Genomic DNA, 26,646 nt, shown 5'->3' with positions numbered 1-26,646 from the left:
TCCTCGGGTCCGCGTTGGTGCGGACTCCTGATTGCGGCCTCGATAGCCGCTGACCGGTGCCAGTCAACGGACTTTCGCGGCCGCGTCCCCGGGAATGATTGCATCCGGCCGCCGCTGATACGGGGCGACCGGAGGCGGCCCCGGCCGCGCGAGACCGTGGCGACGGGACGATGGCGCGGATGGCGCGCTCGGCCTCAGTCCCGGCCGGGCAGATGCACTGTCCAGGGTTGCTCGAAGGTGTGTTCCTCGAGGTTCACGCCCGGGCCGCCGCGGTCGACCACGACGAAGTCCTGCGGCTGGCCGTAGGGCGTCAGCACCCCGTGCCACGTGTTGCGCGCGTAGCAGACCCCCTGCCCCGGCGCCGTCACGAAGGCCTGGGGCGGGCCGGGACGGCCCTCCGCGTCCGGGCAGACCACCACCAGGAACGGCGCCGCGCTCAGCGGCAGGAACGCTTGCGCGCCCAGCGGGTGCCGCTCGACCAGGCCGAGCCGCAGCGGCACCGGGTAGGGCTGCGCCTCGACCAGCCCGATCACCACCCGCGACCCCTCGCCCACGACCTCGACCGCCGCCAGATCGTGGAAGCGCCGCGCCATCCCGCCGTTCATCGGCCGCGGCGCCACCGCGGCGGCGTCGATTACCGTGCCGAACGGCGCGAACGCCTCGGCCGTCAGCGGCCGGGCGACGACCGTGCGGGCGCCCGCGCTCACCGGCCGAGCCCGCGCGGCGCCAGCGCCGGGTGGCGGTTGACGTCCTTGTACAGCAGGTACCGGAACGGGCCCGGCCCGCCCGCGTAGCAGGCCTGGGGGCAGAAGGCGCGCAGCCACATGAAGTCGCCCGCCTCGACCTCGACCCAGTCGCGGTTGAGCCGGTAGACCGCCTTGCCCTCCAGCACGAACAGTCCGTGCTCCATGACGTGGGTCTCCTCGAATGGGATCGAGGCGCCCGGGCGCATGCTGACGATGTTGACGTGCATGTCGTGGCGCAGGTCGTCGGAGGCGACGAAGCGGGTCGTCGCCCAGGCGCCGTCGGTGCCGACCATGCCGGCCGGCTCGACCGCCGATTCGTGGGTGACGAAGGACGTCGGCGCGTCGAGGCCGGCGGCGGGCTGGTAGGCCTTGCGGATCCAGTGGAACCGCACGGGCGCGTCGCCGTCGTTGCGCAGGGCCCAGGCCGCCCCGGGGGCGAGGTAGGCGTAGCTGCCCGGCCGCAGGGCGTGGCGCGCGCCCTCCAGGGTGAGGCTGGCCGTGCCGGCGACCACGAACAGGACGCCCTGGGCCTGCGGCTCCGGCTCGGGGGCCTGGCTGCCGCCGCCGGGGGCGACCTCCATGAGGTACTGGGCGAAGGTCTCGGCGAAGCCCGAGAGCGGCCGGGCCACGATCCAGGCCTGGGTCCTGTCCCAGCCCGGCAGGAGGCTGGTGACGATGTCGCTCATGACGCCGTGGGGGATCACCGCGTAGGCCTCGGTGAACACCGCGCGGCCGGTCATCAGCCGCGTCTGGCCGGGTAGGCCACCGCACGGGGGGTTGTAGGCTCCAGCGCTCATGGTCGGTCTCCAGAATTCGACTTCAAGCTGTAAACGTCTGTCGGGGAGCTGGTCACGCGGTACGCGGCTCGGCGACGGGTGCCTCGAGGATCTCCGCCGTGTCGGTCGTGTCCTCGCCGTTCAGGACGCGGTTGGCCCGCACTCGGTCGATGTCGCCCTCCCAGGCGGCGATGACGACGGTCGCGACACAGTTGCCGATCAGGTTCCCGAGGGCGCGGGCGATGCCGACGAACCAGTCGACCGACAGGACGAGGACCAGCCCGATCACCGGGATCTCCGGCACCGCCGACAGCGTGGCGGCGAGGACGACGATCGCCGAGCCCGGCACGCCGTGGGCGCCCTTGGAGGTCAGGAGCGCGATGCCGAGGATCAGCATCAGGTGGCCGAAGGACAGGTCCGTGTTGGTCGCCTGGGCGATGAACACGGTGGCGAGGGTTAGGTAGAGCGAGAAGGCGTCGAGGTTGAAGGAGTAGCCGGTCGGGATCACGAGGCCGACGGTGGATTCCTTGATGCCGAGCCGCTCCAGCTTGCGCATGACCTGCGGCAGCACGCAGTCCGACGAGGCGGTGCCGGCGACGACGGTCAACTCCTCGCGCAGGTAGGCGAGCAGCTTGAAGAGGCTGAATCCCGCGAGCCGCATGATGCTGCCGAGCACCACGACCACGAAGAGCGCGACGCCGGCGTAGAAGAGCATCACCAGCATGCTGAGCTGCTTCAGGGACCCGACGCCGTACTTCCCGACCGTGAAGGCGACCGCGCCCAGCACGCCGAGCGGCGCCAGCCGCACGATGAAGCCGATGATCCGGAACAGGACCTCGGTGATGCGCTCCAGGCTGTCGGCCAGCGGCTTGCCGCGCTCGCCGAGGAGCGAGAGCCCGGCGCCGAACAGGATCGCGAGGAGCAGGACCTGGAGGATGTCGCCCTTGGCGAAGGCGTCGATGAAGGTCGTCGGCACGATCTTCATCAGGAAGTCGACGGTGCCCGTCACCTGCCCGACCCGGTCGGTGTAGCTGGTGAGCGACTTGGCATCGAGGGTCGCCAGATCGACGTTCATGCCGTGACCGGGCGCGAAGACGTAGGCGAGGACGAGCCCCAGCGCGAGCGCGATTGTCGTCACCACCTCGAAGTAGATCAGGGACTTGAGCCCGACGCGACCGACCTTCCGGAGGTCGCCCGCGCCGACGATGCCGTGCACGACGACGCCGAAGACCAGCGGCGCGACCACCATCTTGATGAGCTTGATGAAGACGTCGCCCAGCGGCTTGAGGGTGACGGCGAAGTCGGGCCAGAGCCGGCCGACGAGGATGCCGATCATCAGGGCGGCCACAACCTGCCCGAACAGCGACCCGTACAAGCGCTTCATCGCGATCTCCCTCGGAAGGCTCGCCCCGACCCGACCGCGATCGTCCCGCCTCTCATGGGCGGGTCCGGTCGAGCCCGACCGCGCGGCGCGGCGGCATTGTGCAAAGCGATGCCTGCTCGGCCTTCCCGGCGGCAAAATCGTGCCGAACGATCTAGACGTCAAATATCTATTTCATTTAGTTTGAAATGCTCAGAGTTTTAATCCGCCCATGGAACTACGCCATCTCCGCTACTTCGTCGCTGTGGCGAAGCACCTGAGCTTCACCGCCGCCGCGGAGAGCCTCGGTGTCGCGCAGCCGCCGCTCAGCCAGCAGATCCGCGATCTGGAGGCGGAGATCGGGACGGCTCTCTTCGAGCGGACGACCCGGCGCGTGGCGCTGACGCGGGCCGGTCACGACTTTCACATTCAGGCGATCGGGCTCCTGGAGCGGGCCGCCGAGGCCGTCGAGCGCGCCCGGGCGATCGGCGCGGGCACCGCCGGCATCATCAATGTCGGCCTGACGGGCTCGATGCTCGCCGGGCCGCTCGGGCACGCGATCCGGGATTTCGCGCAGGTCTATCCCGCGGTGGATCTCCGGATCCACGAGATGTCGCCGGATCGCCAGATCGCGATGCTGAAGGCGGGGCAGACCGACGTCAGCTTCCTGCGAGCCCCGCCGCAGGATGCCGATCTGGTCCGGGTCCGCGCGTGGAGCGAGACCGTGCAGGTCGTCCTTCCGAGGGGGCACCGTCTCGCGCGGGGCAGGCTCCGGCTCGCCGACCTGCGCGACGAGCGGTTCGTGTTCCTCCGGATGTCCGATTCGCTGTTCGCCAAGTATCTCTGGGATTGCTGCGTCGAGGCCGGGTTCGTCCCCACCATCACCCATCAGGCCGTCGAGGCGGCCTCATTGACGAGCCTCGTCGCATCCGGCCTGGGCATCGCCATCATCCCGGAATACGTCGCCCGGCTGGCGCATGCCGACGTGGTCTACAGGCCGCTCGAGGGACCCCGCATCCGCGCCGACGTCTTCGCGCTGTGGTCGCCCGCGAAAGCCGCCCTGGTCTGCAACTTCGTCGATCTGGTCCGCGACGGTCGGAAGACGCTCGCCGACTAGGCGGATCACCCGGGCCTCGGCGCCATGGCGGGTGCCTGTAGGACACGCGCGCCCCTCGGATCGCCGGCCGTGGCGGAGCAGCCCGATGCTTTTCCCTCACTGAATTTCTTGTATCCGCCTTCTTTTGGGTTCGCCATATTCCCGAAACGAATCTGATACGCTATTGCAGCTTAAGGTCCGGAGCGCTTGAAGCCACAATGCCTTCCCAGTTCATCCGCTCCGCGGCCTGGGCACCCACGATTGCTTTGTCGTGGTTCTGGGGGCTCGGGTTTTTCTACGCGATCCATGTCACGCTGACATACGGCTGGCTCGGGTTCCTTGCCTTCGCCTTGCCGAACGCGACCGGTCTCGGCCTGTTCGGCTGGATGCTCGGCGCGCCCCGTCGGAATCTCGACGCGATCGTGGCCGCCGTGCAGGGCCCCTACGCGCTCCTGTTCATGGGAGCCCAGTTCTTCGCCGTCGCGATCACGATCTTCGGCTTCGCGGCCTACGCGTGGCTTCCCCTGTTCGGCCACGACGCCGCCGTGGGCGTGATCGCATTGGTCCTCGTCGCCTGCTCGCTCGGCCACGCCGTCCCGCTGCGCGGGATCCGCATCGTCCATTGCGGAGCGCTGGCGGTCGGGCTCGCCGCGAGCGTGATCCTGCTCGGCGGTCTGTCCGCGCACCGGGACGGCTGGGATGTCCCGCTGCAGGCCTTCGACGAGCGCTTCTACGGGCTCGTCGTCCCCTCGCTGGTCGGCTTCCTGCTCGGCCCCTGGATGGACATCCAGCAGTGGCAGCGGGCGGTCGAGATCCGGCGCTCGGGCGGGTCGGTGCGCGCGGCCTACGTGACCGGCGCGCTCCTCTTCCTCGGTCTCCTGACGATCAACGCACTCATGGCCGCGCGGGCGGGTCTCGGCATGCCGGTCGTCTCGTCCGACGGCCTGTCGGGAGCCTACGCGGCCGTGGCGCAGGCGATCGGGCGCGAACCCGCGACCGGCGTCGCGGTGGCCTTCGTGATCTGGACGGCGATCGCCGCCGCGACCACGATCGACAGCTTCTACAGCGCCACGCGCTGGCTCGGAATCTCGGTCACGGCCCGCAGCAATTCCCCGCTCCTCGCCTTCGTGCCGGCCGGCCTCGTGGCGTCGCCGGTCTGGATCCTCGGTGCCGCGCTCGCCACAGCGGCGGCGGCGATCTGGGCGAACCTCTCGCTCCTCTACCTGATGATGCCATTCGCCACGCTCCTCGTCGGGGCGGCGGCGTGTCTCGTGTGCGAGACGCTCGGCGCGACCCGCCGCTACGACCCGGTTCTCACCTCCATGATCGGGGCGACGGCGTGCCTGATCTTCGTGACAGGCTATCTGGCCCCGAGCTGGGCGCTGCTGGCCATCGCGCCGCTGATCGGCCTGATCGGCGCACTCCCGATGATCGCCGAGGTCCTCGGCTGGCGCGCGCCGCCGCCGGTCGCGGAGCTGATCCCGGCGGCGGAGCGGGCGCCGCGGGCGGCGGCGGTGCCCGTGGCGGTGGACCAGACCGACGCCGTCGCATCGCACGGGTTCGACGGGCACTGGTTCGTCCTGCGCCTCATCCCGACCTACGATGACACCAACTCGGTCGGGAACGTCTACTTCGCCAATTACGTGCGCTGGGTGGGCAAGGCCCGCGAGCTTTTCTTCAACATCTGCATGCCGGATTTCGACCTGAAATCGACGGACTTCTACATCCTGACGAAGTCCTTCCAGCACGACTTCCGCCGGGAGGCGATGGAGTTCGAGCCGGTCACCGTCCGCATCTCGATCGCGAGCCACAACAGGAAGTTCGTGACCCTGGCGCACGAGATCCACAGCGAGGTCAACGGCCTCCTCGGCCGGGGCGAGCAGTCGCTGATGTTCGTGGACACCGTCCACTATCGCCCGCTCGATATTCCGCGGGCGATCATCGAGGGCTTCCTGCCCTACTGGCCGAAGACGTCCCCGCACGCCGTCGCGGGCGCAAGCGGCACGACCGGCGTCGCGCCGCTCGGCGTCTGACCGCGCCTCACGCCGCCTGAACCGCCGCCGGGAGGAGTTGACGGCTGCGCGCCAGCGCGGCGGCCTGCTCGGCCGGCAGCGGCTTGCTGAACAGGTAGCCCTGGAACTCGTGGCACCCCTGCTCCAGCAGGCAGGCGCGCTGGGCGTCCGTCTCGACGCCCTCCGCGGTGATCGTCATGTCGAGGCTCGTCGCCATGTCGATGATCGCGTTCACGATCGCCGCAGCGCTCCGCTCCTGAGGCAGGTCGCGGACGAAGCTCTGGTCGATCTTGATCTTGTCGAAGGCGATCCGGCGCAGGTAGCTCAAGCTCGAGTAGCCGGTTCCGAAATCGTCGAGGGACAGCCGCACGCCCATCTCGCGGAGCTTGGCGAGCGTGGCGTTGATCGCCGGCGTGGCCTCCAGGAACACCGATTCGGTCACCTCCAGCTCCAGGCGCGGGGCGGCGAGCCCGCTCGTGCGCAGCGCGGAGCGGACAAGTTGCGTCAGGTCCGAGTGCCGGAACTGCCGCGGGGACAGGTTGACGGCGATGCGGACATCTCCCGGCCAGCCCGCCGCGATCCGACAGGCCTCCCGGAGGATCCACTCGCCCAGCGGTATGATCACCCCGGTCTCCTCGGCGAGCGGGATGAAATCCCCGGGCGAGACGAAGCCGCGCACCGGATGCTTCCACCGGATCAGCGCCTCGAAGCCGCGCACGCGGCACTCCTTGGCCGCCACGATCGGCTGGAAGTAGAGGACGAACTCGTCCCGATCGAGGGCGCCCCGCAGGTCGGCCGTCAGGGCGCGCCGCGCCTCGATCCGCTCGTCCATCTCCGCTTCGTAGAAGCGGTAGCCGTTCCGGCCCTCGCTCTTCATGCGGTAGAGGGCGAGGTCGGCCCGCCGCATGATCTCCTGGCAACCGTCCTGCGGGGCGATCGCGATCCCGATGCTGACGCTGACGGTCAGCCGGATGCCGTCGATGGTGAACGGCGACGCGAGCGCCTCGACGATGCCGTTCGCGAGCGACTCGATGCCGTGCAGGTCCCGGGCGCTCCGTCCGGTCGCGAGAACCGCGAACTCGTCCCCCGCCAGACGGGCGAGCTGGACGTCGGACGCCTCGAAGCTCCGCAGCCGCTCGGCGACCGATTTCAGGAGCCTGTCGCCGGCCGCGTGGCCGAAGGTGTCGTTGACGCTCTTGAACTCGTCGAGGTCGAGGGCGAGTACGGCGAACCGGTCCCCCTGCGCGAGCCGTTCCCGCGCCGTTTCCTGGAGCTGATGGAACAGGACCCGGTTGGGCAGATCGGTCAGGGAATCGTGCAGGGCGAGATACGACAGCCGCTCCTCGGAGCGCCGCTTCTCGGTCACGTCGGAGCCGACGCCGCGATAGCCCGAGAATGCGCCGGCCCGGTTGAAGGTCGGCTTGCCGCTGAGGCACCATGTCCGCCGCTCGCCGGCGATGTCGAGCTGCAGGTGCAGGTTCCGGAACGCACGCCGCTCGGCGATGCAGCCCCACAGGGTGGTGCTCGAGTGGCTCCTGGGCGGTGCCACCGGCGGCAGCAGCAGCCGCTCCAGCGGCAGGCCCATCAGCTGGCGCTCGGAGGAGCCGGCGACCTCGATCAGGCGCGGCGAGACGTGCTGGAGGCGCAGGTCGGCATCCGTCTCCCAGAGCCAGTCGCTGGCGCTCTCCTCGAACTCGTTGAGCAGGAGGTGGGTGAATTCCTGCTGCCGTTCCAGCTCGATCTGCGCGATGACCCGCATCGTCAACAGCCGGCTGAGATGCACGATCGTGAAGCAGATGAAGATCGCGTAGAAGAACAGCAGAACCGCGACGTAGATGTAGAAGGGCTCCCCGGTCGTCGCGAGGGCGATGAACGAGCCGAGGATGATCAGGCCGGAATAGCCGATGGCGACGCGGGGCAGCACCGCCGCGCTCATGCCGGTCGCGATCAGGCCCGCGATGCTGGAGGCGATCAGGAGCCGCCCGTGCGCGTCGGCCCCGGCGAAGAGCATGACCGGGATGGAGGCCAGCAGGAGGCCATAGGCCTGGGCGGCCAGCACCACGCCCTGGACGAACGAGGACGGCACTTCGAGCGGTTTCGGACGGGAGCGCCAGCGCCAGCACTGCTGAAGCGAGACCACCGCCAGGGGCAGGACGAGCGCCTCGAGCCCGGCGAGGTAGACCCGGTTGCCCGGTTGCCAGAACAGGTAGACGATGACCTGTACGACGCTGAGGCTCACAAGAATCGTGAAGGGAACCAGGCGGAGCGCGACGTCGAGCTGCTCGACGCGGGCGCGCGCGCGAAGGTTCGCGTCGAGTGGATCCGCTTTGCGATCGGTATCGATCAGGAAAGAAATCAACATCTCGCGCGACGCAAACGCCCTCTGAGAAACCTTTACGATCGAAAACTGCGGGTCTCGCTATTTAGATGCATGCACAATCGCTCGCTTGCACAAGTACAAGTCGCTCGTCGGTTTACAACTCGTAAATATCGCACCGGCACCCGGCGCTGCGGCTCGCATCCGCCGGGCGGCGGCGCTAAGAGGCGAGCGCGCCCCGGTCGCGGCTCAGCCAGAGCCGTCCGCCGGGCCGCGTAGGATGAAGCAGACGATGCCGCAAACGCTGGGCCTCAACCGCATCCTGGGCGGTGCGATCGGTGTCATCGCCCTGGTGTCGGTCCTGACCAGCGGCGCGGTCCTGATTACGGCCGATCAGCTGCGGGACGCGACCGATGCCCGGAGCCGGTCCAACCAGCTGATCCGCGCCCTCGACGGCTTCCGCGCGGCCATGCTCAATCAGGAGACCGGACTGCGCGGCTACCTGATCACGGGCCGCGACGGCAGCCTGGAGCCCTACCGCACGGGGCGCCAGACACTGGACGAGGCGATCGACAGGCTCAGGACCCTGATCGGCCACGATCCCGAGCGGACGCGCCTCTTGGCCGACGCGGTGGCCGCGGCCCGCAGCTGGCAGACCGAGGTCGGCGAGGTCGTCGTGCGAATCGCGGCCGATCCGGCTAAGCGGGACGAGGCGGTCAAGATCGAGGCGGACGGTCAGGGCAAGCGGCTGTTCGACACCTTCCGCGAGAAGCTCGCGGCCATCGAGGGTCTCGAAGGAGCGGTGCGGGCCGCGCTGGCCGAGCGCGTCGCGCGGAGCGAGCGCAACGAGGGCCTCGCCCTCTGGGGCGGAACGCTGATCACGCTGCTGATCTGCCTGGGCATCGGGGTCGCCATCAACCGCCTCGTCGTCAGGCCTCTCGTGGCGGTGATGGGCTTCGTGGGACGGGTCGGCGAGGGCGACCTGTCGAGCACGCTCGATGTCCGCGCCGGCGGCGAAGTGGGCCGTCTGAGCACGACGCTGAACACGATGGTCTCGGGTCTGTCGGACTTGGCGCGGACGAACCGGGCGGCGACGGCGGACCTGAACGCGGCCGCGGCCGAGATCCGCGCCTCGGCGCAGGAGCAGGCGGCCTCGGTCGAGCAGCAGTTCGCCGCCGTGCAGGAGACGGCCGCCACGGTGGACGAGATCACCCATTCGGGGGCGCAGATCTCCAAGCGCGCCACCGAGGTGATCGCCACCGCCCAGGCCACCGCCCAGACCTCGCGCCAGGGCCTGCGCGCGGTGTCCGACACCGCCAAGGCCATGGACGCGATCCGCGAGCAGGCGGAGGCGGTGGCCGGCAACATCGTCAGCCTGTCGGAGAAGACCCAGACGATCGGCGACATCATCGAGACGGTCAACGACATCTCGGAGCGCACGCACCTGCTGGCGCTGAACGCCGCCATCGAGGCGGCCGCGGCCGGCGAGAGCGGGCGCAGCTTCTCGGTGGTGGCCTCGGAGATGAAGCTCCTGGCCGACCAAGCCAAGGCGGCCACGGGGCAGGTGCGGGGGATCCTGGGCGAGATCCAGCGGGGCATCAACACGTCGGTGATGCTGACCGAGGAGGCGGTCAAGCGCGCGGCGGCGGGCAAGACGCGCTCGGACACGACGCAGCGCACGATCGAGGAGATCACCGCGCGGGTGGAGGAGAACGTGCAGACGTTCCAGCAGATTGTGGCCTCGACCAACCAGCAGCAGCTGGGCATCGAGCAGGTGATGGGGGCGCTGCAGAACATCCGCCAGGCCAGCCAGCAGACCGCGGCCGGCACCCGGCAGGTCGAGGCCGCCTCCGCCAACCTCACCGAGCTCGCCCAGGCCCTCATGGCCCTGGCCGAACGATACCGGCACTGATCCGCCGCTCCGACCGTCCTCCTATGGCTACGGCCCGATCGTTCGGACCGCACTCTCCTTGTCCGGCTGGTCCGGATCGGCGGAGGCCGGAGACACTCAGCCGCGATGCGCCGGCCGGTGCGGCGCCTGTCGCCGGGACGCGGTCGCGGCGCGCGCGCGGGCTGCCCGGACGCGCACGATGTCGGCCATCCCGACCGGCCGCGGCGGTGCCTCGCCGGTGAACGGCATGCGGCTGTGAACGTCGCCGTAATAGTCCGACCCGCCCATCCCGAAGCCGCCGGCGACGACGGGTCCGTCGAGGAGCGGCTCTCCGGCCGACGCTCCGGTGGCGATGAGGACGAGGAGTGGGACGGCGAGGAGGAGGCGCATGATCACATGCGTACACCGTCCTGCGTCAGCTTCGCGGCGGCGGCGGTCACGATGGCGTGCGCGCTGCCGGGCCGCGGCGCTGCCCTCAGGTGTCCGGGTCGACGCCGCGATAGCGCGTCGGATGCGTGCGCGCCTTCTGCCAGCCGGTCCGCCCCTGCGCGAAGCCGACCTCCAGGAAGTGAACGAGCGGGTTGACGCCGGCCACGCGAACATCCGGGTTCGCGTCGAGATACCCGTCGGTGCTGAAATGCCCGCTCGGGTCACGGCCCTCGCGCCAGCCGAGATCGAGGTAGTGTCGCGCCGGACCGTGGGGATACTGGCACGTGTCGGCGTACCAGCTCCTGTAATAGGCCTCATCGAAGCCCGGGAGCGGGCTCTCCAGATAATGATCGAGACCGTACCGGTCACGGATCAGGCCGGCGACGCGCGCGGCGACGGCCGCGTAATCCCGCAGATGCGTCCCTTCCACGAAGGCCTCGTCCTCGGCGAGACCGAAGCGCGCTCCGCGCAGCGCCGCGAACGGGTCGAAGAACGAGACTCCCCGGCGTGCGCAGACGGCGCGGAGGAGATCGGAATAGACCTCGACCGCGGCGGGATCGCGCTCGGCAACCCTCGAGGCCGGCGTCGGCGGCAGCGCCGAGACCAGCGTGTCGAGGGCGAAGGCCTGGAAGCGGTCGACGATGCGATCCGCGTGGTCGGAGAAATCGGCCGTCGCCGATCGCCCGAGCGCCGACGGCGAGCGGATGTCGTTGGTCCCGACGAACAGGACCGCCAGAAAGGCCGGCAGGGGCGCACGCAGCAGGTCGAGGGCCCGGCGGTAGGAGCGGGCCGTCGCGCCCGCGAGCCCGGCATTCAGCACGGGACGGGAAACGACCGGCCGCGGCATGTGAGCCGCGTGCGAGTCGCCGGCGAGCACGACGCAGCCGCTCGGCGCAGCGTCGAAGACGGCCTGGATATGGCCGATCTTGTGACGGCGGAGGGCGCCGCTGCGGAGCGCCCTCACGGCCTCTGACAAACCCATACGAATCTTGAACACCGCCCCCGCGTCCCGCACCCTAGGAGGCTCAGTTTTCCCAAGTCCAGTCCCCCCGAGCGCGAATCCGATTTTCAACGCCGCCGGTGTTGCCGGGCGACAGTGCCGGGAATGCCGCCCGGGTCATGAATGCTGGCCGGTGGCGGAACCAGATTCGCCGGTGCGCTGTTGTGGAGCCCTCCGCGATGGTGCAATGGAGCCGCCCCTGCGGGCGCCGTCGACCGCCACGAATCCCGCTCGTGCTCTCGTCCTCGATCGATAACATGGTCCGCGGCTACTTATCGTTCACGCCCTTCAAGTTGAGAGACCTTCATCCGGCACCGGTGGCGCGGCGACATGTCTTTTTCATTCACGGATTCGACGCCCGCAGCGGCATCCGCTTCCCCGCCTTCTTCAAGCGGGAGCTTCACCGTCACGCGACCCGGTTCGGGGCGATGCCGCGCGCGGTCTCGGAGATCCGGACCGATCCGGATGGTCTGACCCGGAGCTGGACGGTCGACGCGCCCGCCGACGGCGACGGTGCGGCGGTCCGCTGCGAGACCCTGATCTGGAGCGATATCGTCCATGCGGATCTCGCGCGTCCCGTGTCGCGCAAGCTGGCTCTGCTGGCGCGGAGCGTCGCGGCGGGGCTCGCACAGGGATTGGTCTTCAAAACGTCCCGGTTCGGATGGCCCTACACGGTGCTGACCGCTTTCCCGTTCTTCGTCGCCTTCGTGGCCCCGGCGCTCCTGATCGCGCTCGGCACCGCGATCTACGCTGCCGTCAGCCCGTCGGCGCCGACGGAAACGATCGGCGTGGCGCTGCTTCTCGTGGCCGCGGCGCTCGCGCTCCTCTATGGCGCCAAGAAGGCGCTCGGGCGCCTGTTTTTCTGGCACATCCTGAGCATCCGGATCTTCTTCTGGCAGCACGCGACCGGTCGGCGGCCGGATTACGCGGACCGGGTCGCGGCCTTCCGGGACCGTGTCCTGGCCGAACTGGCCCACTGGCGCGCGAACCCCGCGGACGCGCCCGACGAGGTCATGATCGTCGGCCATTCCCTCGGCGCAGCCATGGCGGTCGAGGTCGCCGCGCAGGTCCTCGCGCGCCTCGGGACCGACGATCGAGGGCATCCGCGCCTGTCGCTCGTCACGCTCGGCTCGGGGCTGCCCTTCGTGGCGCTCCAGCACGAGGCCCGCGCGCTGCGCGACGACATCGCGACCCTCGTCTTCAGCGACCGCATCGTCTGGTGCGACTACCAGGCCCCCCAGGATTGGCTCAACTGCTACGGCTTCAATCCGATCTTCGATCTCGGATTCGGACGACCCGCCTTCCTGGCCTGCAACCCGCTCATCCGTTCCGCCGGGGTCAAGGACAGGATACCCGAGGACGACTACAAGCGCCTGCGCCTCAAGCCTTTTCACATGCACTTCCAGTTCCTGAAAGCCAATTTCAGGCCCGGGGAGTACGATTTTTTCGAGATGATCCTCGGGCGGCAATCGCTGCTCGACCGCGCCCTGCGGCCGGTCTGCCGCCGCGCGGTCCCGCCCGTGCAGGGCGCGTGATCGCGTCCGCGGGAGACGCGTCGGGACACGATCGGAGCCGCCGGTCCGAGCCGCCGGATATCAGACGGCCACATTCCGGTCGTCAGCACGCCGCCGGAATGTCTCGGCATCTCGGAGTCAGGAGCGGACCGGTGGGAGCGATGGGAATGAGGATGCTGCCGGTTCTCGTTGCGCGGAAGGGCGCTCTCGTCGGGATGCTCCTGGCGGTGCTCGCCGTCCCGGTCGCGGGCGAGGCCGGCTGGAAGGGGCCGGAGGCGCAACCGCTGTTCGTCAATGAGGCCAATCCGGCCGGCTACAACTACGCGCCGAGCGTCATCACCGAGAACGGGACCACCGACATCTGGTGGTGCGGTCAGGGCAAGACGGACGTCATCTTCCATCGCTCCTACACGCCGCAGACCGGCTTCTCGCCGGCGCGGATCGTGTTCCAGCCGACCCCCGACTCCTGGAACCGGCAGTACGTCTGTGATCCCAGCGTGATCCGGGGCCGCTTCGTCAACCCGGCGGACGGGCAGACCTACGCCTACGCGATGTACTATTCGGGCGCCGACAACCTGCCCGGAAACAACAACCAGACCGGCCTCGCCTTCTCGAACGACAAGGTGACGTGGGTCGACTACCCGGAACCGGTCATCAAGCCGATCAACCCGGTCGTCGCGCAGGGCAATTACGGCACCGGCCAGCCGGCGACCTTCTCGGACGGTCGGTCCGGCCTGTTCGTCTTCACCACGGATCTCACCGGGCCGCAGGGCGTGCCGGGCTTCGGGGACCTCTACGTCCGGCACACGGCCGACGGCGTGCATTTCGGGGCGCCGGCGCGAGTCCCCAACGCCACGACCGACGGCTCGACCATCAACCCGAACTCGGATTTCGCCTACGATCCCAAGACCGGCGAGGTCTACGTCATCACCGGGTTGCCGGGCCGCGTGTGCCACCAGGTGGCCTGCAAGGATCCGGGGCGCAATCCCGACCGGGAAACCTACCAGATGGGGCTGTTCAGGATGCCCCTGAAGGCGGTGCTGAGCGGGGCGCCGGCAGCGTGGACACCCCTGGGCTACCTGAACTCCGACGTCACGGGCTTCTACCTGAACCACAGTCCCGGCTTCCAGCGCGACGGGGCGGGGTTCCTGACGCCGTTCCTGCCGGACATCACGGTCTTCTTCTCAGGGGGTGACCCCTATCCCGGCACGTGGCGGATCGCCGAGGCGCGGCGGCCGAAGGGCGCCGACCGCCTTCCGCTGCGGCGCGCCTTCGGGCCCGTCGGCCACTGGGTGACGACCGGCTATATCGGGCCGGGCTACACGATCGAGCGCAGCCTCGGCACCGTGTTGACGCTCCCGGCGCCCGGGACCGCGATGCTGATGAGCTGCGCGGCGGGACAGGACCACTTCCTCAGCCGCGACCCGCGATGCGAGGGCCAGACACCGCTCGGGCAGACCGGCTACGTCTACGAGGCGCAGAGGCCGGGGAGCCACCCGATCTACCGTTGCATCGCCGGAGGCCGCGATCATTTCGTGTCGACCGTCCCGGACTGTGAGGGTCACATGTCCGAAGGGATGCTCGGCTACGCGCTGGACTGAGAATCCGTCCCGCGGCGCGAGGCGGCGGCCGGATCGCCTGATCCGCCCGCGCCGGACGGGATGGACTCCCGCCGCTTCAAGTCTCCGATGACCTCCTGGTCGGGACGCCCCTGATCGATGCCGTCCGGGGGGCTTGCGCGCGCGGGCCGTAAATTTTCCGGTAACGCTACCGGCGCGGCGAAAATACTCGCGCGCTTAATCCGGACTTAACCCTAACCGGTATTCTTAGTCATCCCCGAGAATCGGGTTGCTCCGGTTGGAAAGATAGCGATCCATGTCTTCGATCACCCTGTCGGCCGCGACGCGCCAGAACCTGCTCTCGCTGCAGGACACCGCCCAGCTGATGGCCACCACCCAGAATCGGCTCGCGACCGGCAAGACCGTCAACTCCGCCCTCGACAACCCGACCAACTTCTTCACCTCCCAGGCCCTCGACGGACGCTCCTCGAGCCTGAACTCCCTCCTCGACGGCATCTCCAACGGCATCCAGTCGATCCAGGCCGCCAACCAGGGCATCACCTCGATCCAGAAGCTCGTGGACCAGGCCAAGTCGATCGCCAACCAGGCGCTCTCGACCCAGCTCTCGACCACCGGCACCGCCGCCAACGCCTACAGCGCCAGCACCGCCTCCTCGACCGTGCTCCTGACCATCAACGGCAGCTCGGTCTCGGCCACGGTCGCCGCCTCCTCGAGCGTCAACGCCACGGTCGCCGCCCTCAACGCCGCGGTCAGCTCGGCCTCGACCTCGTCGAGCGGCGCCTTCGGCGCCGGCGCGATCTTCTCGGTCGACAGCACCGGCACCAAGATCGTCCTGAACGCTCAGGCGGACGTGGAATTCCAGAACTCGGGCAGCCAGACGGCGCTCGGCTTCACCGCCTCGGCCACCACCGCCTCGACCTACGGCACCGCCGCCAGCACCGTGGTGTCCAGCGACCTGTCGATCTCGGGCGTGACGCAGCGCGCCTCGCTGGCCAACCAGTACAACAACCTGCTCAACCAGATCACGCAGCTCGCCAGCGACGCCAGCTACAACGGCGTCAACCTCATTGCCGGCAAGGGCAATGACATGAACATCAAGTTCAACGACACCGGCAGCTCGAACCTGAACGTCGCCTCGGTCGACGCGACCTCCAGCGGCCTGGGCCTGTCGTCGATCACCAACTCGAACAGCTCGACCAGCCAGAACGGCCTCGGCAACTTCCTGCTGAACGCCGACGTCAACAAGACCCTGGCGGTCCTGACCACGGCCGGCGCGGCCCTGAACTCCGCGGCGAGCACGCTGGGCTCGAACCTGTCGGTGGTTCAGAACCGCCAGGACTTCTCCAAGCAGCTGATCAACGTGCTGCAGACGGGCTCGGCCAACCTGACCAACGCCGACCTGAACCAAGAGGCGGCCAACTCGCAGGCGCTGTCGACCCGCCAGTCGATGGGCATCTCGGCCCTGTCGCTGGCCAACTCCGCCCAGCAGGGCGTCCTCCAGCTCCTGCGGTAAGCGACACGCATCGCGTCGACCGAGCGGCCGGAGTCGAACTCCGGCCGCTCGCGTTCGCGGGGTCCCGAGGCCGGATCCGGCCGGAACGCGAGAGACCGGTCCCGGCGGCACGACCGCCCGCAGCCCGCCGCTGTCCCCCGGATTCCCGTGTAGGCAGCGCCGGTCATCGCGGATCGGGAACCGGCGGACCCGCCCCCTTCCGGCATCGCAGGATCCGAACGCCCGGTGGCCGACGCCGGCACTGTCGGGACCAGAGGTCACACCCCCTTCTCGCATCCGCGTGCCGGTTGCGGTTGGACGCGGCGGCGGCTCCGGATAAGACCGGGCCATGAGCATCGAAGATCTTCGGGGGGAGGTCGAGCGGCTGCGTCGGCGCGAGCGCGCGCTGGTTGAGGAGAACGCGCGCCTGCGCGCGTCACAGGCCCCGGTCACCGCCCCGACAACCACTCTGGCCGGAGTCGGCACCGCCCGCTCCGATCTTCTGTTCACCGCCGCCGACAAGACCCGAATGGCGATGATCGTCACCGATCCGAACCTGCCCGACAATCCGATCGTCTTCGCCAACCGCGCCTTCCTGGAACTCTCCGGCTACTCGGCGGGGGAGCTGATCGGGCGCAATTGCCGCTTCCTCCAGAGGCCCGCGACGGATCCGGCCGATGTCGCCCGCATCCGCGATGCCATCGCCGCGCGGCGCGACGTGGTGGTCGAGCTGCTGAACTATCGGCGCGACGGCAGCACCTTCGTCAACGAACTCTACATCAGCCCCGTCTTCGGACCGCTCGGCGAGTTGCTTTTCTTCTTCGGCAGTCAGCTCGACCTCACGCGCTTCCGGCAGCGCGAGGCGCAGGCCGTCGAGCGGACCATCGCGCCGCGGCATGCACGGGCGGACGACGCGGTGGGCTTCTGCATCGTCGAGCTGCGCTTCGACGGGGATGGCAGGGCCGCGGATTACCGCGTCGTGGAGACCAACGCCGCCTTCGAGGATCAGTCCGGCCTCGGCGCTGCGGCGGGACGCTGGATGAGCGCGCTCGAGCCGGACCACGCCCGACGCTGGTTCGACACCCTCGGTGACGTGGCGCGATCCGGGCACAGCGCCCGGTTCAAGGGAGCCCTGTCGCGAACGGGACCCATCCTCGACGTCCGCGCGATGCGGACCGGTAGCGGGACGCAGAACCGCGTCGCGATCCTTCTCGAGGATCCGGCGGCCCGGCAGGCGGACGAGGAGCGGCGGGAGGCCCGGACGCGCGACCGGAAGATCGAGCATGACCTGGTCTGGCGGACGAGCCGCGACCTTCTCGTGGTCTGCGCCCTCGACGGAACCTGCCAGGCGGTCAACCCGGCCTGGACGGAGCTGCTCGGGTGGCCGGCCGGCAGCTTGGTCGGCATCCGCATCGATACCCTGATCCATCCGGACGACGGCGAGACCGCGGCCAGCGCGTTCGAGACGCTGCGGACCGGCCACACGCTGTCGGACCTCGACGTCCGGTTCCGGACCGCCGACGGCGCGTATCGCTGGATCGCCTGGAACGCCATCGCGCGCGGGGACCGGTTCCACGCGACAGGGCGCGACGTCACGGAGCGCCGCGCCCTCGAGGAGCAGCTGCGCCAGTCGCAGAAGATGGAGGCCGTCGGGCAGCTCACCGGCGGCGTGGCGCACGACTTCAACAACCTGCTGACCGTCATCAAGTCGTCGACCGATCTGTTGAAGCGACCGGGCCTCAGCGAGGATCGGCGGGGCCGCTACGTCGACGCCATCGCCGACACGGTCGACCGCGCCGCCAGACTGACCAGCCAGTTGCTGGCCTTCGCGCGCCGGCAGGCACTCCGACCGTCGATCTTCGACGTGGTGCAGTCGGTGGCCGCCATCGCCGACATGGTCGGCACGCTGACCGGCGCCCGCATCCACGTCGCGACCGACACGGATGCCGGCACGGACGCGGACGGCCGCAGGCTGCGCTGCCACGTCGATGCCGACCCCAGCCAGTTCGACACGGCCCTCGTCAACCTCGTGGTGAACGCCCGCGATGCCATGCAGGGCGAGGGCCGCCTCGTGATCAAGGTGCGGCGCGCGGACCGGATCCCGGCGCTGCGGGCGCATCCGGCCGTGCCCGGCGATTTCGTGGCCGTGTCGGTCTCGGATACCGGCTCGGGCATCGAAGCGGACCTCCTCGAACGCATCTTCGAGCCGTTCTTCACGACGAAGGGCGTCGGCCACGGCACCGGCCTCGGCCTCAGCCAGGTGTTCGGCTTCGCCAAGCAGTCGGGCGGTGACGTCGCGGTCGACAGCGTCGTCGGCGTCGGGACCACCTTCACGCTGTTCCTGCCGCGGTCCCAGCAGGCGGAGGTCCAGGAGGGCGTGCCGGACGAGCCGGAGCCGCTCGCCGAGGGTCACGGCACGCCCGTCCTCGTGGTGGAGGACAACGAGGAGGTCGGCGCCTTCGCCCGGCAAGCCCTCGTGGAACTCGGCTACAGGGCTGTCTGGGTGAAGGACGCGCAGGCGGCTATCGCCACGATCGAGGCGAACGGCCAGGAGATCGAGATCGTCTTCTCCGACGTGGTGATGCCGGGCATGAACGGCGTCGATCTGGCCCGGGAGATCAGGCGCCGTCGTCCCTACCTGCCCGTCGTCCTCACCTCCGGCTACAGCCACGTGCTGGCGTCGGAGGGCACCGACGGCTTCGAGCTCCTGCACAAGCCCTACTCGGTGGCCGACCTCAGCCGGGCCCTGCGCAGGGCGCTCCGGGAACGGTCGGCGCTGACCTTCGGCTGACGAGGCCGCATCCGTCCGGACCGACACGCGTTACGTCCCCGACCGCCCGAAGATTCGGACAGGACACCGCACCATGTCGTCGGATACGCCGCGTCCCGGGGACGACCCGCTGCCTCCCATCGACGATCCGCTGCCGGAGCCCGCACCGCCCGACGGAGACCCGCCGGCCGAGCCGCCGGCGCCGCGTCCTCCCGGTCCCATCGAAGCGGGATGAGATCGGGCGCCGGACGGCCGCCCGTCTGCAAGCGGACGAGGACTGCATCGGGGCCGGGGGAGCTTCCGGCGGAACCGAAGTGTTCACCGGCCCGCGACGGGCCCCTGGCGATGCCGCGCCGCTTCTCAATGCAGCGGGTAGCGGCTCAGCAGGTCGTCCGTCCTCTGGACGGTCTTGTCATAGAGGCAGGCGGGCAGCGCCGCGTTCGCGCCGCTCCCGTTGGCCCACTCGCTGTCGGTCAGGTCGCCGCAATCCGCGTCCCGGAAGGCGATCCAGGCACGCTGCGCCCGCTCGAGCCGCGTCTTCCAGAGTGCCCTGGCGTCGGGGTCCGGCGTGCGGTCGTCGTGATCGATCACCGACATCGCCTTCCTGTACGCCGCGTTGAGCTTCGCGTCGGCCTCCTGAAGGGCGCGGGTCATGCACGCCGTCGTGCCCGGCGTGGAGGTCTCGGTCAGGCAGAGTTTCGCGGACGGCTGGTCGGCTCCGGCGGTCGTCGGCACGGCGAGGCAGGCGAGCAGCCCGGCAAGGACGGGGGCCGAGGCCTGCAGCAGGCGTGGGCGCTTGTGATTCATGGCTCTGGGATCCGGTTCGCGCGTCGCATCGACCCGGCTGAGGGGTCCTGCGCGCGGCGGGTGACGGCGGGTCGGAGCGGAACGCGGCCCGGGCCGCGACCTCAGCGTGCCTCGACGACCACGGCGGTGCCGTAGGCGACGACGCCCATCATCGACTGGTCGGTGTCCGCCGTATCGAAACGCATCATGACGACGGCGTTGGCGCCGAGTTGCGCCGCGTTCTGCGCCATGCGGTCGATCGCCTGCGACCGCGCCTGCTCGATCAGCTGGCTGTACTCGCTGATCTCGCCGCCCATGATGCTGCGCAGTCCGGCGGTGAAATTGCCCACCGCACCGCGGCTGTGCACCACGGCGCCGAAGCAGGGGCCGCGGACCTCGCGCACGTGGTAGTTCGGAATGTTCTCGGTCGTGACGATGATCATGGCAGCTCACTCAGCCGGGTGGTTGGGAAAGACGGGAGGCAGTCAGGGCGAGCACGACAGGTCGCCGCCCGGACACTTGATCTGGGCTGCCAGGTCCTGGATCCGCTGGCGCGTCAGCGTGATCTTGCACGCGCCCAGGAGCATCGGGGCGATGCTTCCGTTGTCGTCGGGCGTCAGCGTGTTGAAGCCTGTCCGCAGGTTGCACTCGGAATCGCGGAAGGCGATCCAGGCGCGCTCGGCGGCGACCAGATTGCGTCGGCCGTTCTCGTCGAGCTTGCTGCGCAGGGTCGCGTAGCGGCGGTTCAGCTCCGCATCGGCCCGGTCGAATTCCTGGGCCGTGCAGGTGTTGGCGTCCATCTGGTTCGCGGAGGCGCCGCAATCGACCTCCGCCGCGTATCCGGCGGTCGGGACGAGGATCACGGCAGTGAGAAAGGCGTTGCGCAGCATGGCGGACTCGGTGCGGGAGAGGGCGGACGACACGGCGGCCGATGCGCAGATCACGGGTCGTCGGACGCCGACTGTGCGTCGCGGGCCCGGAAGCCGTAATAGCCGCGGTCGGCGTCGTAGAGGACGTCGAAGCCGTTCAGGACGTGCAGCCCCGTGTTGACGAAGGGCTGCGGGCGCACCGTGTTGAGGACGATGCGTTCGGGAGCGAGCGGCGCGGCTCGGTCGCCGACATCGATCGCGTAGCCGGCGGCGTCGCCGAACTGGAAGCCGAGGCGCGTTCCCGGGCGGAGCACGGCGTGATCGCCCGCATCGGCCCGGAGGCTGTCGGCGACCTGGGACGGCGGCAGCGTCAGGAACATTCCGGTGACACCGGTATCGAGGAGCCCCCGGCCGCAGGCGGCGGGCTCACGGCCGTCGACGGTGATGCAGACGGGAACGCCGAGCCAGTCGCCCGGCACGTGCGGGTGCGGGTCGAGCTTCACGAAGCGGTAGCGGCCGCGCGTGTTGGCGCGCGTCAAGCCGACATGCACGCCGCGTCGGGTCAGCACGTAGCCGCGGTGCACCGAACCGGGTCCCGGCGGCTCCGCGTTGAGGAGCGGATTGGTGTCCGGCGTGCTCTGCGTCTGGCTGTCGTCCTCGCGGCCGAAACCGATCCCCATCATCGCCACGTGGGCCGGCGCCACCTCGGGCGTGCAGCTGCGAGCGCGCGCGGTGCAGTCGATCCGGTCGACGGCGAGAACCCGGATGGGCTGCGTGACCACGCTCGCTCCATCGCGGCCGACGATGGAAACCGGGACGCGCACCCAGCGTCCGACCATGATCCGGCCGGAACTCGAGTAGGTCAGCCGTCCGGGCTCGCTCGGCAGGCTCTCGTTGTCGGGAATCCGAGCGGCTGAGACCACGATGCCGGTCGAACCGGTATCAACGAGCACCGGACGAGGCTCGCCGCCGAACGACAGACCGAGGCGCGGGGACTTCGTGATGGCGTCGCCGGGTCGCGGCGCGTTGAGGAAGGGCAGGAAGATGCCGCGTCGGTCATCGCCGTAGCTCGGCCCATCGTCGGCCCGCGCCGACATCGCCGGGCCGATTAAGGCCGCGCTCACGATCCCGACGCCGAGGAGAGCCGAGACCGATCGGGTGTGAGGGTCCCCAGGACGGACGGTCAGGCAAGCTGAGCGCGGAGGATGCTGAAACACCTGGCACATGTCGGCCCCGGGAGATGTCGTTTCCGAGTCGACACCGCGCGCGATCCGCACCGGCGTCGAGAACAGCTCTGCAGTCCGCGCACGGTCGCGCAGGCGTGGTGGACCGGATCCGGGCGGTCGGCGGCGAGAGCCTGTCCACCCTCAGGCGGTCGGGAGCACGATCCGGTCCGCCACGCGCGCAGCCGACGCCTCGACGAGAGATTTTATGAATACCTCTCAGATGAAGAGAAGCCCTTAACAGTATTCGCCGTCCATCGATCAGGCTCTCACCGATCAGCGGACGCTGTATTGGCCCCTCTCCGATCCCGGGTCAACGAATCGTGAGAAATAGTGTTACCGGTTCAGTAAGCCGGGATGGCTTGCGGCGGATGATGAGCATTCGACGCCGTCGCCTCGTGTGTTCTGGACCGAACGCAGCGCCCGCGTCGCTCTCGATCGGAGCGCGCCGACGGTCCTGTGCGTCAAGGCTGATCGGGGTGACCCTGCCGTCGATGGCGACGGGCACCGCCGCCGTCGGGCGGTTACCGGACGACCGACGCCATCTCGGCCGCGCCTGCCGGAAGAAATTTTTCGCGGCACGCCACGCCGGCCGCACGAAACCGCGTCTGGCCGGCCCATGCCCCTGTCGAGGCGGACGATTGACCGCCCGACCAGGGAGACCCGAGATGACCAAGACCAAGATCCTCGTGCTCGCCGCCAGCCTCCTCTGCGCCGCGGGTCCCGCTCTCGCCCAGGAGGCTGCGCCGCAGCACGGGAACCAGGAGTTCCTCGGCGTCGATCTCGACAACGGCGGCGTCTACTACAACGGTCGCAACTCCGGCCGTTACTGCGTCTACCGCACGGTCGAGGTCTACAACCGCTACACCGGCTACTTCGAGGCGCGGCGCGCCCGCCGCTGCGGCCGCGGTCTCTACCTGCCGTGAGGAGCGAGACCATGCTGACCGCCCTCTCGCCGCTCCACCTCGCCGCCCTCAGCCTGATCGTCGCGTATCTCGGCTGGGGCTGAGATGCCCGCTCCCCGCACCGGCACCTGCGCCCCCGATGTCATCCGCATCGTCGCGGAGCCCGCCTCGACCGGCCGCGCTCACACCGTGAGATTGTTTCCCGATCCTCCAGCGGATAACCCTGTCGCGCGTGCCGACCGGGCGCGCCCCGTTCCGAGGACGATGAAACCGGGCCGCGACCCGGACAGGAGGACGCGCTTGCCGAGAGCCAACCCGGTATCCGCGCTGCGGCGGGCCACCCGCACCGCGCTCATCCTGCTCGGGATGAGCTGCCTCGCCCCGCTCGCGCCGGCCAGGGCCGCCCCGGATCCGGCAGCCTTCGCCGACAATGCCGATGCCGTGGCGGTGGTGATCGGGAACCGCAGCTACAAGCAGACCGTGCCTGTCGACTACGCGCACAACGATGCCGAGGCGATCCGCGCCTACCTGATCGAGCGCCTGGGCTACCGCGAGAGCAACGTCTTCCTCCTGAAGGACGCGACCCTCAACGAGTTCAACCAGGTCTTCGGCACCGAGCGGAACCCGCAATCCGGCCGCCTCTGGCGCAGCGTGCGCGAGGGCCACTCGAACGTCTTCGTGTACTATTCCGGCCACGGCGTCCCGGATCTCGCCACCAAGCAGCCGTTCCTGCTGCCCGAGGACGGCAACCCGAACCAGGGCGAGAGCGGGTACGCGCTGGAGACCCTGTACCGCAACCTCGAGCTCGTGAAGCGCAAGATCGGCGCCGACCACCAGCTCGTCGTGATGGTCGATGCCTGCTTCACCGGCGAGACCGGCCGCAAGGGCGAGAGCCTGCTGGCGGTGTCCGCGCCCGGCTTCGCGCCCGCCCGGCCGAAGACGGAGGGCGGCATCGTCCGGCTGGTGGCGACATCGGGCGCGACACCGGCCAACTGGGACGAGGCGAACAAGCTCGGCCTGCTGACCAGCCGGTTCCTGATGGGCGTGTCGGGCCTCGCCGACGCGCGCGACCATCAGGGCGACGGCGACGGGCTCGTGCAGTGGACGGAGCTGAAGCGCTACCTCCGCCGCGAGGTGGAGGACGCGGCCCGCCGCGCGTCGGGCCGCGAGCAGGTACCCGAAATCGACGAGGCCCCGATCGTCCTCAAGGCCTCCCTGCCGGTGGCGGCCGTCGCGAAGGGGGTCGAGGCCATCCGGGACGAGGCGGGCTGGCGGCGGGCCGAAGCGCTCGGCACCCGGGAGGGCTTCGAGGCCTATATCGGCGCCTGCGGCGAGACCTGCCTGTACCGGCCTCAGGCCATGGACAGGCTCCTGGCCGGGCGGCGCCGGGACGCGGCGGCGATCGACCAGGAGAACTGGGCCAAGTTCGGGACCCAGCGGCAATATCAAGCCTATCTCGATTCCTGCGGCGAGGTCTGCGCCTATCGCAGCCTCGCCGAGGGCTATCTCGGCGGCAAGAACCCGAGCGCCGATCCGCGCGTCAAGCGCTGCGACGAGCTCGCCGCCGGCACGGACGATCCCGACCGTCCGAGCGGGGTCGCGGGCGTGAAGCTCGGCCGGATCGAGCCCGCCGCGGCGATCGAAGCCTGCCGCGGGGCCGCGGCCGCCTATCCGGACCTGCGCCGGCTCTCCTACCAGCTCGGCCGCGCCTACGACCGGGCCGACCGCTACAAGGAGGCCCTCTCCGCCTACGACCGCGCCGCCAAAGCCGGGAGCATCTCGGCGCTGAACAACCTCGCCGCCCTCTACGAGAACGGCCAGGGCGTGAAGCGCCAGCAGGCCGAGGCGTTCCGCCTCTACCGGCAGGCGGGCGAAGGCGGGAACGTGGTGGCGCTGGCCAACGCCGCCCGGATGCTGGAGTACGGCAACGGCATCCCGAAGGACGAGGCGCAGGCGGTCGCCCTGTATCGCCGCGCCGTAGCCGGGGGCGACGTCGCGTCGATCAGCAAGCTCGTGCCGCACTACGCGACGGGCGCCTACGGCTTCCCGAAGGACCTGCGCCAGGGCTTCGACCTCTTCCGGCAAGCGGCGGACCGGGGCGACCCGGTGGCCATGGCCACGATGGCGACGCTGATCGACAACGGCTTCGGGCGATATTTCCCCGGCGTGCGCTCGGCCGACATGATCCTGCGCGCGCTGAAGCACGGGGAACTCGGCGCCGCCTCCGTCTCGGCGACCGACACCGCCGCCCAGAAGCTCAAGCCCGAGACGATCCGCTCGGTGCAGCGCGCCATCAAGGACGCGGATTACTACACCGGTGCCCTGGACGGGCGGTTCAATCCGGTCTTCGTCCGCGCCCTCGATCAGTACGCCCGGGCCAACGAGACCGAATGAGGCGCCTCCTCCTCGCCGCGCTGCTGCTCGCCCCGGCGGCGGCGCGCGCCGAGTCCGCGACGCAGGCGCTGGCACCGTTTCTCGACGCGGTGGCGGCCTGCGCCGGCCGGCCGGACCTGACGCTCGCGGTCGTCGGCGTCGAGCCCGGCCAGACGGCCCTGTCGCGCGAGCAGTCCGAGGAGGTGCGCCTCGCCGTCGAGACGCGGCTCCAGGCGACCGGCCGGGTCAGGCTGGCGGCAGCGGCCGACGTCGTGCGGATCAAGGCCCTGCGCGAGGGCACGACGGGCCTCTCGGGCGCGGAGGCCGAGGCGCAGATCCGGTCCGCCTTCGCGGGGGACGCGGCCGTGTTCCTAGTCGAGCCCCGCCGGGCCGGCGAGACCGCCTCCGTCCGGCTCCAGGCCGTGACGCAGAGCGCCGCCTGCAAGGCGACGAGCGACCCTCTGGTCGTACCGATCCACGTCGGCGCCGGCGTCGCCGACGTCGACGCGGTCATGGACGGTGCGGTGAAGGCGTTCGCGCAGGCCGCACCGAATGCCGGCGCCGTCGAGGTCTGCCCGTTCGTGGCGGAGGGCGGCCATTCCACCTGCGCCGGCGCCCTCACGGACCGCCTCGTCATCGCCCTCGACGCGGAGGCCCGCTCGGCCAACCGGGTGCTCCGCGGCGCGCGCCTCGACGTGCGCCGCCGGCCGCCCGGCACCGCCTGCGCCGGCACCGTCACCGCGCGCGGCCGCTTCCGCACGGACCACGACCGGCAATCCTGGATGGAGGTCGAGTTCCAGCGCGACGGCGCCGTCCTGGCCCCGACGGGGCGACGCCGGATCGCGACGGAGGGGCTCGGCTGCGATCCCGTCCCGCGGCCGTTCCTGGATCACCTCGCCGCCACCGCGCGCACGGATGCCGGCCGCCTCTCGGTGGCGGCTGCCGCCACCCCGTTCGCGGCCGGTCAGCGCCTGGAGATGCGCATCGAGGCCCGCGTCGCGCAGAACCTGTACTGCTGGGTGGTCGCGGCCGACGAGACCGCCTTCGTCGCCCTGCCGGTGCGCGACAACCCGGCCTCGCAGCTGGCCCTCAAGCCGGGAGACTCGCGGCGCTATCCGCGGGGCTACGGCCTCGACGAGATCGTCGCGGGGGAGCCCTTCGAGAACCTGTTCGCCTGCTTCGGCGTGCCGGGCGGCCTGCCGCCGGAGCTCGCCGCGCGGTGGCTGGCGGCGGCGCCGGGCGCCGACGGCGAGGCGCGTCTCCTGCAGCCCCCGGACGTGCTGGACCTCCTCGACCGGATCCGGGCCACGCCCGGGGTCACGGAGGCCGCCGCGCGCGTCGTGGTGCGCTGAGCCGGAGCGCGACGGGATCAGAACCGCGTCTGGACCGCCCAGAGCAGACGGGTGGCGCCCGGATGGCCGCCGGAGGTCGACGGATGGCCGGTCGCGAGGTAACCATAAGGCGAATCGAACGATCACAAGGGGTTGCGTGGCAACCCGCGACCGGG

At 70.1% G+C, this 26,646-nt stretch carries 20 protein-coding genes; 10 read left to right on the top strand and 10 right to left on the bottom strand.

The window, feature by feature from the left end:
* Positions 1–194: 194 nt before the first annotated feature.
* The 3 genes from ACX9MN_RS10100 to ACX9MN_RS10090 are packed head-to-tail and all read right to left on the bottom strand — an operon-like array spanning position 195 to position 2,906.
* The gene (locus ACX9MN_RS10100) at positions 195–707 is read right to left on the bottom strand and encodes an ureidoglycolate lyase (RefSeq protein ID WP_489724322.1); all 513 of its coding nucleotides are present in this window, start codon (positions 705–707) and stop codon (positions 195–197) included.
* A complete protein-coding gene (locus ACX9MN_RS10095) occupies positions 704–1,543 on the bottom strand; it encodes a bifunctional allantoicase/(S)-ureidoglycine aminohydrolase (RefSeq protein WP_091927803.1) in 840 nt (279 codons plus the stop codon). The genes ACX9MN_RS10100 and ACX9MN_RS10095 overlap by 4 nt, the downstream gene beginning before the upstream one ends.
* A 52-nt stretch (positions 1,544–1,595) precedes the next feature.
* Positions 1,596–2,906: a dicarboxylate/amino acid:cation symporter gene (locus ACX9MN_RS10090; RefSeq protein ID WP_489724321.1), complete on the bottom strand. Its 1,311-nt coding sequence runs from the start codon at positions 2,904–2,906 to the stop codon at positions 1,596–1,598.
* A gap of 208 nt (positions 2,907–3,114) precedes the next feature.
* Here ACX9MN_RS10090 and ACX9MN_RS10085 point away from each other — a divergent pair, with 208 nt between their 5' ends.
* Together ACX9MN_RS10085 and ACX9MN_RS10080 are read left to right on the top strand one after the other, a co-directional pair.
* Positions 3,115–3,999, top strand: coding sequence for a LysR family transcriptional regulator (locus tag ACX9MN_RS10085; protein ID WP_489724320.1), 885 nt, complete (start codon positions 3,115–3,117; stop codon positions 3,997–3,999).
* A 197-nt stretch (positions 4,000–4,196) separates the two neighbouring features.
* Positions 4,197–6,011 carry an acyl-CoA thioesterase gene (locus ACX9MN_RS10080; protein WP_489724319.1) on the top strand — a complete coding sequence of 605 codons (1,815 nt, stop codon included), beginning with the start codon at positions 4,197–4,199 and terminating at the stop codon, positions 6,009–6,011.
* Positions 6,012–6,018: 7 nt separating this feature from the next.
* Here ACX9MN_RS10080 and ACX9MN_RS10075 read toward each other — a convergent pair whose 3' ends face one another.
* The gene (locus ACX9MN_RS10075) at positions 6,019–8,352 is read right to left on the bottom strand and encodes a putative bifunctional diguanylate cyclase/phosphodiesterase (RefSeq protein ID WP_489724318.1); all 2,334 of its coding nucleotides are present in this window, start codon (positions 8,350–8,352) and stop codon (positions 6,019–6,021) included.
* A 247-nt stretch (positions 8,353–8,599) separates the two neighbouring features.
* Here ACX9MN_RS10075 and ACX9MN_RS10070 point away from each other — a divergent pair, with 247 nt between their 5' ends.
* A complete protein-coding gene (locus ACX9MN_RS10070; RefSeq protein WP_132366516.1) occupies positions 8,600–10,219 on the top strand; it encodes a methyl-accepting chemotaxis protein in 1,620 nt (539 codons plus the stop codon).
* Between the two features lie 96 nt (positions 10,220–10,315).
* On the opposite strand, the gene ACX9MN_RS10065 is transcribed toward ACX9MN_RS10070, so the two are convergent.
* On the bottom strand, positions 10,316–10,588 hold the full coding sequence (locus tag ACX9MN_RS10065) for a hypothetical protein (protein WP_042672101.1): 273 nt from the start codon (positions 10,586–10,588) through the stop codon (positions 10,316–10,318).
* Positions 10,589–10,673: 85 nt separating this feature from the next.
* On the bottom strand, positions 10,674–11,609 hold the full coding sequence (locus ACX9MN_RS10060; RefSeq protein WP_489724317.1) for an SGNH/GDSL hydrolase family protein: 936 nt from the start codon (positions 11,607–11,609) through the stop codon (positions 10,674–10,676).
* A gap of 446 nt (positions 11,610–12,055) precedes the next feature.
* On the opposite strand from ACX9MN_RS10060, the gene ACX9MN_RS10055 reads away from it, so the two are divergent.
* The 4 genes from ACX9MN_RS10055 to ACX9MN_RS10040 all read left to right on the top strand — a co-directional run bounded on the left by ACX9MN_RS10055 (position 12,056) and on the right by ACX9MN_RS10040 (position 19,004).
* Positions 12,056–13,162 carry a lipase family protein gene (locus tag ACX9MN_RS10055; RefSeq protein WP_489724316.1) on the top strand — a complete coding sequence of 369 codons (1,107 nt, stop codon included), beginning with the start codon at positions 12,056–12,058 and terminating at the stop codon, positions 13,160–13,162.
* A gap of 146 nt (positions 13,163–13,308) precedes the next feature.
* The gene (locus tag ACX9MN_RS10050; RefSeq protein WP_489724315.1) at positions 13,309–14,742 is read left to right on the top strand and encodes a hypothetical protein; all 1,434 of its coding nucleotides are present in this window, start codon (positions 13,309–13,311) and stop codon (positions 14,740–14,742) included.
* 274 nt (positions 14,743–15,016) lie between these two features.
* Positions 15,017–16,234: a flagellin N-terminal helical domain-containing protein gene (locus ACX9MN_RS10045; protein ID WP_042672956.1), complete on the top strand. Its 1,218-nt coding sequence runs from the start codon at positions 15,017–15,019 to the stop codon at positions 16,232–16,234.
* 328 nt (positions 16,235–16,562) lie between these two features.
* Entirely contained in the window at positions 16,563–19,004 is a 2,442-nt protein-coding gene (locus ACX9MN_RS10040; protein WP_489724314.1) for a PAS domain S-box protein, read from the top strand.
* A 339-nt stretch (positions 19,005–19,343) separates the two neighbouring features.
* On the opposite strand, the gene ACX9MN_RS10035 is transcribed toward ACX9MN_RS10040, so the two are convergent.
* The 4 genes from ACX9MN_RS10035 to ACX9MN_RS10020 form a co-directional block, all read right to left on the bottom strand.
* Complete coding sequence (locus tag ACX9MN_RS10035; protein WP_091978695.1) at positions 19,344–19,790, bottom strand: lysozyme inhibitor LprI family protein; 447 nt, start codon at positions 19,788–19,790, stop codon at positions 19,344–19,346.
* Between the two features lie 101 nt (positions 19,791–19,891).
* Positions 19,892–20,212, bottom strand: coding sequence for a YbjQ family protein (locus tag ACX9MN_RS10030; RefSeq protein ID WP_020094546.1), 321 nt, complete (start codon positions 20,210–20,212; stop codon positions 19,892–19,894).
* A 42-nt stretch (positions 20,213–20,254) separates the two neighbouring features.
* The gene (locus ACX9MN_RS10025) at positions 20,255–20,659 is read right to left on the bottom strand and encodes a lysozyme inhibitor LprI family protein (protein ID WP_244540783.1); all 405 of its coding nucleotides are present in this window, start codon (positions 20,657–20,659) and stop codon (positions 20,255–20,257) included.
* A gap of 50 nt (positions 20,660–20,709) precedes the next feature.
* Positions 20,710–21,762 carry a hypothetical protein gene (locus ACX9MN_RS10020; RefSeq protein WP_489724313.1) on the bottom strand — a complete coding sequence of 351 codons (1,053 nt, stop codon included), beginning with the start codon at positions 21,760–21,762 and terminating at the stop codon, positions 20,710–20,712.
* A gap of 767 nt (positions 21,763–22,529) precedes the next feature.
* Between ACX9MN_RS10020 and ACX9MN_RS10015 the strand changes: the two genes are divergently transcribed.
* The 3 genes from ACX9MN_RS10015 (at position 22,530) to ACX9MN_RS10005 (ending at position 26,491) form a co-directional block, all read left to right on the top strand.
* The gene (locus tag ACX9MN_RS10015) at positions 22,530–22,787 is read left to right on the top strand and encodes a hypothetical protein (protein ID WP_020094549.1); all 258 of its coding nucleotides are present in this window, start codon (positions 22,530–22,532) and stop codon (positions 22,785–22,787) included.
* Between the two features lie 279 nt (positions 22,788–23,066).
* Positions 23,067–25,160: a caspase family protein gene (locus tag ACX9MN_RS10010; protein ID WP_489724312.1), complete on the top strand. Its 2,094-nt coding sequence runs from the start codon at positions 23,067–23,069 to the stop codon at positions 25,158–25,160.
* Complete coding sequence (locus ACX9MN_RS10005; protein ID WP_489724311.1) at positions 25,157–26,491, top strand: hypothetical protein; 1,335 nt, start codon at positions 25,157–25,159, stop codon at positions 26,489–26,491. Before ACX9MN_RS10010 ends, ACX9MN_RS10005 begins: the two co-directional genes overlap by 4 nt.
* Positions 26,492–26,646: the final 155 nt, after the last annotated feature.

The organism is Methylobacterium sp. 1A (assembly GCF_058072805.1).
This window is presented reverse-complemented; position numbering and strand designations above follow the sequence as displayed.